The organism is Kitasatospora sp. CB02891, assembly GCF_002803145.1.
In the GTDB taxonomy this organism is placed as follows: domain Bacteria; phylum Actinomycetota; class Actinomycetes; order Streptomycetales; family Streptomycetaceae; genus Kitasatospora; species Kitasatospora griseola.
This window is the reverse complement of record NZ_NNBO01000015.1, coordinates 26031-36757: the sequence shown is the minus strand read 5'-3', so window position 1 is coordinate 36757 and position 10727 is coordinate 26031. Positions and strand designations below refer to the sequence as shown.

The 10727-nt window shown below is 73.3% G+C and carries 13 protein-coding genes; 1 reads left to right on the top strand and 12 read right to left on the bottom strand.

Features of this window, described 5'->3' with window-relative positions:
• Positions 1-11 precede the first annotated feature (11 nt).
• Entirely contained in the window at positions 12-479 is a 468-nt protein-coding gene (locus CG736_RS27990) for an SRPBCC domain-containing protein (RefSeq protein ID WP_100588945.1), read from the bottom strand.
• 76 nt (positions 480-555) lie between these two features.
• Positions 556-1026 (bottom strand): carboxymuconolactone decarboxylase family protein, encoded by a 471-nt coding sequence (locus CG736_RS27985; protein ID WP_100588944.1) that lies wholly within the window; start codon positions 1024-1026, stop codon positions 556-558.
• 50 nt (positions 1027-1076) lie between these two features.
• Here CG736_RS27985 and CG736_RS27980 point away from each other — a divergent pair, with 50 nt between their 5' ends.
• Positions 1077-2501, top strand: coding sequence for a PLP-dependent aminotransferase family protein (locus CG736_RS27980; RefSeq protein WP_100588943.1), 1425 nt, complete (start codon positions 1077-1079; stop codon positions 2499-2501).
• 7 nt (positions 2502-2508) lie between these two features.
• Here CG736_RS27980 and CG736_RS36565 read toward each other — a convergent pair whose 3' ends face one another.
• The 10 genes from CG736_RS36565 to CG736_RS27940 form a co-directional block, all read right to left on the bottom strand.
• Positions 2509-2673 (bottom strand): DUF6126 family protein, encoded by a 165-nt coding sequence (locus CG736_RS36565; protein WP_157815763.1) that lies wholly within the window; start codon positions 2671-2673, stop codon positions 2509-2511.
• 38 nt (positions 2674-2711) lie between these two features.
• Positions 2712-3317 carry a helix-turn-helix domain-containing protein gene (locus CG736_RS27975; protein ID WP_100588942.1) on the bottom strand — a complete coding sequence of 202 codons (606 nt, stop codon included), beginning with the start codon at positions 3315-3317 and terminating at the stop codon, positions 2712-2714.
• Between the two features lie 116 nt (positions 3318-3433).
• Entirely contained in the window at positions 3434-5167 is a 1734-nt protein-coding gene (locus CG736_RS27970; RefSeq protein ID WP_255419037.1) for a pyruvate dehydrogenase, read from the bottom strand.
• Positions 5168-5291: 124 nt separating this feature from the next.
• A complete protein-coding gene (locus CG736_RS27965) occupies positions 5292-5552 on the bottom strand; it encodes a hypothetical protein (protein ID WP_100588941.1) in 261 nt (86 codons plus the stop codon).
• A 74-nt stretch (positions 5553-5626) separates the two neighbouring features.
• Positions 5627-6715 (bottom strand): cytochrome P450, encoded by a 1089-nt coding sequence (locus CG736_RS27960; RefSeq protein ID WP_232734232.1) that lies wholly within the window; start codon positions 6713-6715, stop codon positions 5627-5629.
• Positions 6700-8103: a cytochrome P450 gene (locus CG736_RS38060; RefSeq protein ID WP_232734231.1), complete on the bottom strand. Its 1404-nt coding sequence runs from the start codon at positions 8101-8103 to the stop codon at positions 6700-6702. Before CG736_RS38060 ends, CG736_RS27960 begins: the two co-directional genes overlap by 16 nt.
• A complete protein-coding gene (locus CG736_RS27955; protein ID WP_043915529.1) occupies positions 8100-8696 on the bottom strand; it encodes an ATP/GTP-binding protein in 597 nt (198 codons plus the stop codon). Before CG736_RS27955 ends, CG736_RS38060 begins: the two co-directional genes overlap by 4 nt.
• On the bottom strand, positions 8674-8991 hold the full coding sequence (locus CG736_RS27950) for a DUF742 domain-containing protein (RefSeq protein ID WP_229847988.1): 318 nt from the start codon (positions 8989-8991) through the stop codon (positions 8674-8676). Before CG736_RS27950 ends, CG736_RS27955 begins: the two co-directional genes overlap by 23 nt.
• Before the next feature lie 23 nt (positions 8992-9014).
• Positions 9015-9425 (bottom strand): roadblock/LC7 domain-containing protein, encoded by a 411-nt coding sequence (locus CG736_RS27945; RefSeq protein ID WP_043915531.1) that lies wholly within the window; start codon positions 9423-9425, stop codon positions 9015-9017.
• Entirely contained in the window at positions 9409-10671 is a 1263-nt protein-coding gene (locus tag CG736_RS27940) for a sensor histidine kinase KdpD (RefSeq protein WP_157815762.1), read from the bottom strand. The genes CG736_RS27945 and CG736_RS27940 overlap by 17 nt, the downstream gene beginning before the upstream one ends.
• Positions 10672-10727 lie beyond the last annotated feature (56 nt).

Genomic DNA, 10727 nt, shown 5'->3' with positions numbered 1-10727 from the left:
GCGCGTCGCGATCAGTCCGCCGCCGCGTGCACCCCGGGGTGCGAGTGGCCGTCCGGCACGAACAGCGGCTGCGGACGCCCGCTCTGCGCGTAGTCCTTCAACCGGACGATCGCCTCGGCCCAGCCGCCCGCCGCCGCCGGAACCGACGCCGCCGTGTCCGGGCCCCACCCGAGATGGCGCAGCAGCAACAGCGTGCGCCGCGACCCGTCCGGATGGTCGAACAGGTCCCACGTCACCGTGGTGCCCTGCCAGGTCGGCGGATACATCCCGACACTGCGCCACCCCACCCGGTCCAGGTCCGCCCGCTCGCGCCGGAGCCGGAGCGGCTCCGGCGCACCCGGCACCGTGACCAGCAGATCCTCCCCGTCCCGGTCGATCCCGGTGCTCCACCACGACGTCAACCCCACCTGGGTGTCCAACGCCGCCAGCAACCGCTCCCGGGACGCCGCGACATCGACCTGCAAGGCGATCTCGGCCATCGCACTCACCTCACCACCCACCATCGCGCGAAACGCACGCGCGTGCGAAACGCAGGCGGGTGCACCGACGGGGTGTTCACCTCGCCGCAGGCGACATCCGGGTCGAGACGCCCACCCGGTTGAGGGCGTTGATGCTGATGATCAGGCCGAGCAGGTTCGCCAGCTCCGTCTCGGAGAAGTGCTTCGCGGCCTCGTCGTACACCTCGTCCGGCACGTGCGTGGAGGCGACCAGGGTGACGGCCTCGGTGAGGGCCAGCGCAGCGCGCTCGCGGGCGGTGAAGAACGGCGTCTCGCGCCAGGCGGCGAGGGTGTGGAGGCGGTGCGCGCCCTCGCCCTGCTCGACGGCGTCGCGGGAGTGGACGTCGAGGCAGAACGCGCAGCCGTTGAGCTGGGAGGCGCGCAGGTTGACCAGTTCGGCGACGACCGGGTCGCCGAGGCCGGTCCGGGCGAGGCGGTCGAGGGCGATCAGGTTGCGGTGGAACTCGGGGACGGCGCGGGCGAAGGCGAGGCGCGGGGCAGGGGCGGGAACGGTCTCGTGGTCGGTCATGGCCCCCACGCTAGGCGGGAGTTGTCCCACCGGTGTGGTTCATTTGAGGGATGAGTTCCTGGGCCACTTTCGGTGGTGACCTGCACCTCGACCTGACCGCCGGCCGCGCCCGCGGTCTCGGCCTGCGCGCCGCGCTGGAGGACGCGCTGCGGACGGCCGTGCGCGACGGACGGCTCGCGCCGGGCACCCGGCTGCCGTCCTCCCGGGCGCTGGCGACCGATCTCGGGATTGCCCGCAACACCGTCGCCGAGGCGTACACCCAGCTGGTCGCCGAGGGCTGGCTGATGTCCCGTCAGGGGTCGGGCACGGTGGTCGCCGAGCGCGGCCCGCAGCCGACGCCGTCCGCTCCGCCGCCGGGCCTGCGGCAGCCCGTCGCGGTGCGGTACGACCTGAAGCCGGGCTCGCCCGACCTGAGCGGGTTCCCGCGCGGCGCGTGGCTCGCGGCGGCCCGCCGGGCGCTGGCGACCGCCCCGCACGACGCGTTCGGGTACGGCGACCCGCGCGGCCGGATCGAGCTGCGCCGGGCGCTCGCCGGGCACCTGGCCCGGGCGCGGGGGGTGCGCACCGACCCGGAGCGGCTGCTGATCTGCTCGGGCGTGCAGCAGGGCCTCGGCCTGGTGTGCGCGGCGCTGCGCGAGCAGGGCCTCGGGGCGGTCGCGGTGGAGGCGTACGGGCTGCCCCCGCAGCACGCGGTGCTGGCCGCGCAGGGGCTGGCGCTGCGCCCGCTGCGGTTGGACGAGGGCGGCGCGGTGACGAGTCGACTGGGCGGCACGGACGCCGGGTTGGCGCTGCTGACGCCGGCGCACCAATTCCCGACCGGGGCGGTGCTGCAGGCGCGTCGGCGGACGGAGGCGGTGCACTGGGCGCGGCAGGTCGGCGGGTACCTGCTGGAGGACGACTACGACGGCGAGTTCCGCTACGACCGGCACGCGATCGGGGCGATGCAGGCGCTGGACCCGGAGCGGGTGGTGTACGCGGGCACCGCGTCCAAGTCGCTGGCGCCGGGCGTGCGACTGGCCTGGCTGGCGCTGCCGGCCGCGCTGGTGGAGCCGGTGGCGCGGCACAAGCAGCTGGCGGACGGGCAGAGCGGCGCCCTGGAGCAGTTGACGCTGGCGGAGCTGATCGAGTCCGGCGGCTACGACCGGCACATCCGCCGTAGCCGCCACCTGCTGCGGCGCCGCCGCGACCGGCTGGTCGAGGTGCTCGCCGAGCGTGCCCCGCGGGTGCGGGTGACGGGGATCAGCGCGGGCCTGCACGCCGTCCTGGAACTGCCCGCGGGGTCGCCGGGCGAGGAGGAGTTCCAGGCCCGGGCGTTCCGGGCGGGCCTGCGGGTGCACACCCTGGGGTGGAGCCGGGTGGACGCGGCGGACCGGCCGCCGGCGCGGCCCCCGGCGCTGGTGATCGGCTACGGCACGCCGCCCGACCACGCCTTCGAGGCCGCCCTGGACGCGCTGTGCGCCGTGCTCGGCCCCTGACGGTCGGTCACTTGCCGTGGCGGCCGACGTAGAACAGCAGGAACAGGAAGCCCACGAAGCCGTGGCCCGACACGATGTAGATCCAGACCCGGATCCACACCCGGTTGGAGGCGCGGTAGCCCGCGTCGACGGTCTCCTTGTACTGCGGAACGGCGGGCTTGGTGTCGGCCATGGCGGTCTCCTGACGGTGGTGGCGGACGGGTTCGGGGGCTACAGGCGCGGGGCGTCGCCGAGGCACAGGTCGCCGGCGGGGCTCTGCAGCAGGGTGTGGACGAAGATCAGGTCGACTCCGGCCTCGGAGTCCGCCGCGATGACGTGCGGGGTCAGCGAGTCGAAGTGCGCCGAGTCGCCCTCGGCGAGCAGGTGCACCCGGTCGCCCAGGGTGAGCTTCATCCGGCCCTTGGTGACGTACAGCCACTCCTCGCCGGGGTGCACCCGCACCACCGAGTCCTGGGTGCCCGGCGGGACGTGCACCCGCAGGGCCTGCATGGCCCGGCCCGGAGCACCGGCGCGCCGGTACCCCCAGCCGCCGGCCCGGCCGGGTTCGACCACACCGCCGCGGATCACCGGATCGGGCTCGGCCACCTGCTCGCCGAGCAGCCCGGACACGCTGGTCCCGTACGCCCGGGCGAGGCCGAGCAGCACCGGCAGCGAAGGCTGGCGCCGCCCGGTCTCCAGGCGCGACAAGTAGGCTGGCGACAGGCCGACCCGGGCCGCCGCCGTCTCCAGCGTGAGCCGGCTGGAGACCCGCTGTTCCCGGAGCCGCGCGCCGAGGCCCGCGACTTCCTGGTCGTCGCCGAGTGGACTGTCTGTCATGACTCCAGTCCACACCCTCCGTGCCTCATAGGCAACATCTTTGCCCCACAGGCAAACCGGGTGGATCCCCCTTCGATTTCCAGTCTCCTCGCCCTTATCCGACCGTCAAGGACGGGTCAGGGGCGGGGCACGTTGCGCAGATTGGAACGGGCCAGGTCGATCATCCGGCCGACGCCGCCGGCCAGCACCGTCCGCCCGGCGGCCAGCGCGAAGCCCTTGAGCTGGGCGGCGGTGATGCGCGGCGGAATGGACAGCGCGTTCGGATCGGTGACCACGTCCACCAGGGCCGGACCGGGGCGCTCCAGCGCGTCCGCCAGCACCTCGCGGACCTTCGCCGGGTCGGTCACCCGCTTCGCCGGGATGCCGCAGGCCCGGGCGATCGCCGCGTAGTCCACGTCGCCGTTGTCGATCTCGAACTCCGGGTAGCCGGAGACCAGCATCTCCAGCTTGATCATGCCGAGCGCCCCGTTGTTGAACACCACGGTCTTCACCGGCAGCCGGTGCTTGGCCACCGTCAGAAGCTCACCCAGCAGCATGCCCAGCCCGCCGTCGCCCGACATCGACACCACCTGCCGCCCGGGGAACGCGAGTTGGGCGCCGATCGCATGCGGCAGCGCGTTCGCCATCGAGCCGTGCAGGAACGAACCGATCACCCGCCGCCGCCCGTTCGGGGTCAGGTAGCGGGCCGCCCAGACGTTGCACATGCCGGTGTCCACGGTGAACACCGCGTCGTCGGCGGCCACCTCGTCCAGCACCGACGCCACGTACTCCGGGTGGATCGGCCGGTGCTTCTCGATCCCCGACGTGTACGCCCCGACCACCGTCTCCAGCGCCCGGCAGTGCCGGGTCAGCAGACCGTCCAGGAACGACCGGTCGGTCTTCTGCTCCAACAGCGGCAGCACCGCCCGCAACGTCGCCGCCACATCCCCGTGCACCGCCAGCTCCAGCGCGGTGCGCCGGCCCAGCCGGGTCGCGTCGTGGTCCACCTGCACGGTGCGGGCCTGCGGCAGGAACGAGTCGTACGGGAAATCGGTGCCCAGCAGCAGTACGATCTCGGCCTCGTGCAACGCCTCGTGGCACGCCCCGTAGCCGAGCAGCCCGCTCATCCCGACGTCGTACGGGTTGTCGAACTGCACCCACTCCTTGCCCCGCAACGAGTGCCCGATCGGCGCCTGCAGCGTCCCGGCGAGCTTCATCAGCTCCTCGTGCGCGCCCCGCACCCCCGCGCCCGCGAACACCGCCACCGTCCGCGCCGCGTTCAGCGCCTCGGCGAGCGCCTGCACCTGCGACCACGGCGGCGCCGCCACCGCCTGCTCGGTCAGGAACGTGCTGCGCCCGGTCGGCGCCGGCGCCGTCAGCGCCGCGACATCGCCCGGGAACGCCAGCACCGCGACACCGCGCGCCCCCAGCGCGTGCTGGATGCCCACCCGCAACAGCCGCGGCAACTGCGCCGGGCTCGACAGCAACTCGCACCAGCCGCTGCAGTCGGTGAACACCCGCTCCGGATGCGTCTCCTGGAAGAACCCCGTCCCGATCTGCGCGGACGGAATGTGCGACGCCAGCGCCAGCACCGGAACGCCACTGCGGTGCGCGTCGTACAGGCCCTGGATCAGATGGGTGTTGCCCGGCCCGCAACTTCCCGCGCAGACCGCCAGGCGCCCCGTCAGCTCGGCCTCGGCCGCCGCCGCGAACGCCCCCGCCTCCTCGTTCCTGACGTGCACCCAGGAAATCCCCTCGGCCCGCCGAATCGCGTCCACCACCGGATTCAGGCTGTCCCCCACCACCCCGTAGACCCGCTCGACCCCCGCCTGCTGAAGCACTTCCACCATCTGGTCGGCCACGCTGCCCACGGGATCACCTCATGCCACGAGACGTTTCGGACGAGCCGAACATATCGGGTGAAAACGGGCACGGAACGCAGGCAGGCGCGAAAACAGGGGCACGTGGGGCCCCTGCTCCCGCACCCGCCTGCGCCTACCGCCGGTCCAGTGTCTTGCCGAGCGCCTCGCACACCCCCGTCGTGCGGTCGACCGTCTCGCCCACGATCGGGTAGTTCGCGAGGTCGCGGTGGCAGAGCTCGGTGGCGGGGGGCATGCCGTCGAGGTAGCCGTTGTCCATGCCGTGGACCTCGTCGAGGCCGCTGACCTGAATGATCGGAGCGTCGGCGTAGGCCGGGGTCGCGCCGAGGGCGAGGCCGGAGAGGGAGAGGGCGGCGAGCGCGGTGAGCTTGTTCATGGCTGGTAGAACGAGGGCCGCCCCCGCCCGGTCACGTGCGGTGACCCGGCGAGGGCGGCGGCCCCGGGGGAACGTCAGGAGGTGCGCACCAGCAGGGTGCTGACGCTGTTGCTGACGAAGGAGGCGATCGGCCGCGGGTCCGCGCCGTCGGCCAGCCGCAGGCCGGGGTGGCGGGCGAACAGCTCGCGCAGCGCCGTCTCGGCCTCCAGCCGGGCCAGCGAGGAGCCGATGCAGAAGTGCGGCCCGTGCCCGAGCGCCAGGTGCCGGTTGTTCTCCCGGGTCAGGTCGAAGCGGTTCGGGTCCTCGTAGTGGCGGTCGTCGCGGCCCGCGGCGGCGTACGAGGCGAGCATCGCCTCGCCGCGGCGGATCAGCACGTCGCCGACCTGGATGTCCTCCAGCGCGTAGCGCATCGGGAACTGGCCGACCGGGCCGTCGTAGCGGAGCGTCTCCTCGACCACCGCGGACCAGGAGACGGTGCCGTCGAGGACGAGTGCCAGCTGGTCGGGGTTGGCGAGCAGGGCGCGCACCGCGTTGCAGATCAGGTTGAGGGTGGTCTCGTGGCCGGCCACCACCAACTGCATGAGGATGCCGATGAGTTCGGCCTCGCTGAGGCGGTCCTGCTCCTCGCGGGCGGCGATCAGCGCGGTGGTCAGGTCGTTCGCGGGCTCGGCCCGCTTCGCGGCGGCGACCTGGGCGAGCAGTCCGGCCAGGTTGCGGGCGGCGGCCGCGCCGGCGCCGGGGGTGGCGGAGGAGCTGACCAGGGTGTTGGAGAGTTCGTGCAGCAGGCCCTGCTGCTCCTCGGCCAGGCCGAGGAGTTCGCCGATCACCTGCATGGGCAGCGGGTAGGCGAAGTGGGTGCGCAGGTCGAAGTCGCCTTCGAGGTCGGCGACGCCGTCCAGCAGGCGGGCCACCCGCTGCTCGATGGCGGGGGCCAGTTCGGCGATCCGGCGCGGGGTGAGCGCCTGCGAGACCAGGCCGCGCAGACGGCGGTGGTCGGCGCCGTCGGAGGTGGTCATGCCGGGGACGGTGATGAAGGTCATCAGCGGCCAGCCCTCGGGCAGCCGGCCTTCCCGGTACAGGTTCCAGTGCTTGGCGTCCTTGCCGACCCGTGGGTCCGCGAGCAGCTCCTGGAGGGTGTCGTGGTGGGTTATCGCCCAGACCACCACTCCACCAGGTAGCTCCACCAGCGTGGCCGGTCCGTTGGCGCGGAGCCGCTCGTTCTCGGCGTGCTGGTCGGCCCCGACGGGGTCGAGTCTGACGGGCTGGAGCTGGTCTGCGGTGTCCATGCGGTCCTCTCGGGCGTGGCGGTGCGGGGCGGGACGAAGGCGCTGTACAGCACCGGCAGGCTGACCAGGGCGCGCGACCAGGGCGACGGGCGCCACGTCAGCTCGTGCGCGGGGATGGCGAGCTGGAGGTCCGGCAGACAGTGCAGCAGGGTCTCGATCGCGGTCTCGACGATCAGCCGGGCCGGGTCCTGCGCGGGGCAGACGTGCCGTCCCGCGCCCCAGGCCAGGTGCGCCCGGTTGCCGGCGATGCCGTCCGGCCCGTGCGCGGACGGGTCGTCGTTGGCGCCGGCCAGGCCGAGCACCAGCATGTCGCCGGCGCTGATGTACTGGCCGCCCAGGATGGTGTCGGAGACCGCCCACCGGCCGGGGAAGTTCTGCACCGGCGGGTCGCGCCACAGCACCTCGTCGAGGGCGTCCGCGACGGTCGCCCGGCCGCCGGTCAGGGTGGTGCGGAAGCGGCGGTCGGTGAGCAGCAGCCGGACGGCGTTGCCGATCCAGTTGATGGACGACTCGTTGCCGGCCACCAGCATCACCATCAGGTTGTGCACCATCTCCTCGTCGCTGAGCCCGGCCGGGTGGGCCAGCAGCCAGGACACCAGGTCGGCGCCGGGCTGCGTGCGACGGCTGACCACCAGGTCCATCAGCAGGCCGAAGAACTCGGCGGCGGCGCGCTGCGAGTCCTTGCTGCTGTCGACCAGGGCGGTGATCAGCCCGACCAGGCGCGGACCGTCCTCCGGCGGCAGGCCGAGCAGCCGGGTGAACACCAGCAGCGGGAGCCGCCGGGTGAACTGGGTGACCAGGTCGGCGGTGCCGTCGGGGCCCCAGCTCTCGATCAGCGCGAGCGCGGCCTCCTCGGTGGTCTCGCGCAGCTGCTGGTGGTCGATCTTCGCCAGCGTGTCGGCGATCGCGGTGGACAGCCGGTGGTGGGCGGCGCCGTCCATGCTCTGCAGGGTGGGGCGCCACATGGTCATCGGGATCAGGTGCGAGTCGACCCGCAGCCGGCCCTCCCGCTGCACCCGCCAGCGCCGCGAGTCCTTGGAGAACAGCTGCTCGTTGCGGGTCAGTTCGAGCAGCTCCTGGTAGCCGAGGACCAGCCAGGCCTCGACGCCGGGCTCCAGCTCGATCGGCGCGACCGGGCCGTGCTGCGCGCGCAGCCGGGCGTACAGGCTGTGCGGGTTCTCGGCGACCGCCGCCCCGTAGAGCGCGGAGCCCTGGGAGCCGGTGTACGGGCAGCCGGTGGCCGCCCGGTGGTCGGGGACGGTCATGAGAGCTCCTCGGCGGCGGCCCGCAGGTGGTCGACGAAGTCGACCAGCAGCTGGTGCGCGGCGTCCTGGTCACGGACGTCGCAGGCCAGGATCGGGACGTCGGGCAGCAGGTCGAGGGCGGCCCGCAGTTCCTCGTCCGGGTAGGCGGGGGTGTCGGGGAAGACGTTGACCGCCACCGCGAACGGGATGCGGTGCTCCTCCAGCAGGCCGAGGATGTCGAAGGACTCCTCGATCCGCCGGGAGTCCACCAGCGCGATCGCGCCCAGCGCGCCGCGCGACAGGTCCTCCCACAGCGGCCAGAACCGCTGCTGGCCGGGCGTGCCGAACAGGTACAGCGCCAGGTGCTGGTTGAGGGTGATCCGCCCGAAGTCCAGCGCCACCGTGGTGGTGGTCTTCTGCGGACGGCCCGTCAGGTCGTCCACCCCGGCGCCGGCCGCGGTCATGGTCTCCTCGGTGCGCAGCGGAGCGATCTCGCTCAGCGCACCGACCAGCGTGGTCTTGCCGACCCCGAACGGGCCGGTGACCAGGATCTTGACCGCCCCCTGGACGGTGGACGGCAGATAGGTCGGCTCAACGGAGCTGACGGAGGCCAACCAGCACCTCCTCGAGCAGTGCGAGCGGGACCTGCTCGGCCTGCCGCACCGGCGGCAGGACCTGCACGGCCCCGAGGTCCAAGAGATCGCCGACCAGCACCTTCAGCACACTGATCGGCAGGCCGAGGTGGGCGGCCACCTCGGCTATCGACAGCAGTTCCCGGCAGAGCCCGAGGATCGCCTGCTGTTCGCGGTTCAAGGCCGTGCGGTCGACCGCGGCCCCCGGCACGGTCCGCACCAGGCTCTCGAACTCCAGCACGTTCCGGCTGGCCCGACTGCGGCCGCCGGTGATCACGTAAGGCCGAACCGGCCCCCGCCTCACCGCACGTCCCCGGCGGTGGCGTGCTCCTGCCGCGGTGCCGCGGTCAGGTGGCTGCCGATCCGCTCGACCAGCGTCTGCATCTGGTAGGCCACCAGGCCCGCGTCCACGGCCTCGGTGGCCAGCACCGCCAGGTGGGTCCCGGCGCCGGCGGCGACCACGAACAGGTATCCGCCGCCGAACTCGATGATGATCTGCCGGGTCGGGCCGTCGCCGAAGCCCTGCGCCACGCCCCGGGACAGCGACTGCAGTCCGGAGCAGGCGGCGGCCAGCCGCTCGGCGTCGTCCCGGCCGATCTTCGGGCTGCGGCCCATCTCCAGGCCGTCGTTGGACACCACGACGGCGTGCTGGACCTCTGGAACGGCGACGATGTCGGTCAGCAGCCAGCCGAGATCAGGGGTTGCGGTCATGGGATTCTCCTGCGCGCCGGGGAAGTTGGGGGGAAGCGGGGAATTCGTCGTGGCGGTCCTGGTCGGACCGCCGGTCCTGCTGGGCGGCCGAACGGCCGCTGGCGGTCCCGGCCTGGAACAGCGACATGAACGTCTGCGCCTCGCGCGCACAGCGCGGCGGTGGCGCGGGCTGCTCCTCGGCCCGGGACTCGGTCTGCTGCTGGGCGCTGCTGCGGCGGTTGACCCGCCGCGGCAGGGCGCCGCCCTGCGTGGGAACGGACGGCCGGCCGGGGTCCGCGGCGACGACGGCCGGACGGGAGACCGCGGCGGCCGCGGCCGGCGTCGGCTCGGTGCGCGGGAGGCTCACGGGCACCGACAGCGGATCGGTGAGCAGGGCGGACGGCAGCAGCACGACCACCCGCACACCGCCGTACGGCGAGGGCGCGGAGTTGATGGTGACCCGGAAGCCGTACTGCTCGGCGAGCCGGCCCACCGCGGCCAGGCCCAGCTGCGGGACCTCGCCGATCCGGGACACCTCCAGCGAGCCGCCGCCGGACAGCGCCGCGCCCGCCTTGGCGACCGTCATCTCGGTCATGCCGACGCCGCAGTCGTCGATCTCGATCACCGCGCCGTTGTGGACCGGCATCAGCGTGACGTAGACCTGCGAGCTGGGCGGCGAGTAGCGGGTGGCGTTGTCGAGCAGTTCGGCCACCGCGTGGATCAGCGCCTCCGCCGCGGCGCCGAGGACGGCGGTGTCGACCCGGCTGTGCACGACCACCCGCTGGAACGGCAGGATGCGCGACTGGGCGCCGCGCACCACGTCCTCCAGCGAGACCGGCTCCGGCCAGTGCCGGCCCGCACGGGAGCCGCAGAGCACCGCCAGGGTCTGGGCGAGTCGGGCCTGCTGGGCGGCCGCGTGGTCGGCGCGCAGCAGGCCTTCGAGCAGCACCGGGTCGTCGTGGGTGCGCTCCATCTCGTCCAGACCGGCCTGCTGGTCGTGCGCCATCACCAGGATGCGGCGGGCCACGCTGAGAAAGGCGCGGTGGGTGGCCGCGTTCATCTCCTGCTCGCGCAGAACCGATTCGGCACCGGCCTGACGGTCCGCCAGCTCGGCGGCCAGCCGGTCACGGGCGGCGGCGAGTTCGTCCTCGGCGTCGGCCAGCCGGCCGCGCAGGGTTCGGGTGACGGCGCGGGACCGAGCGGTGGCCGCGAGAGCGAGAAGAGCGAGCAATGCGGCTGCTGCCAAGCACCATTGAGTGGTCGTCACGCGCGAATTCTAGGGTGGACTTCCTACTTCCGTATGAACTGATCGAAGCATTGCTG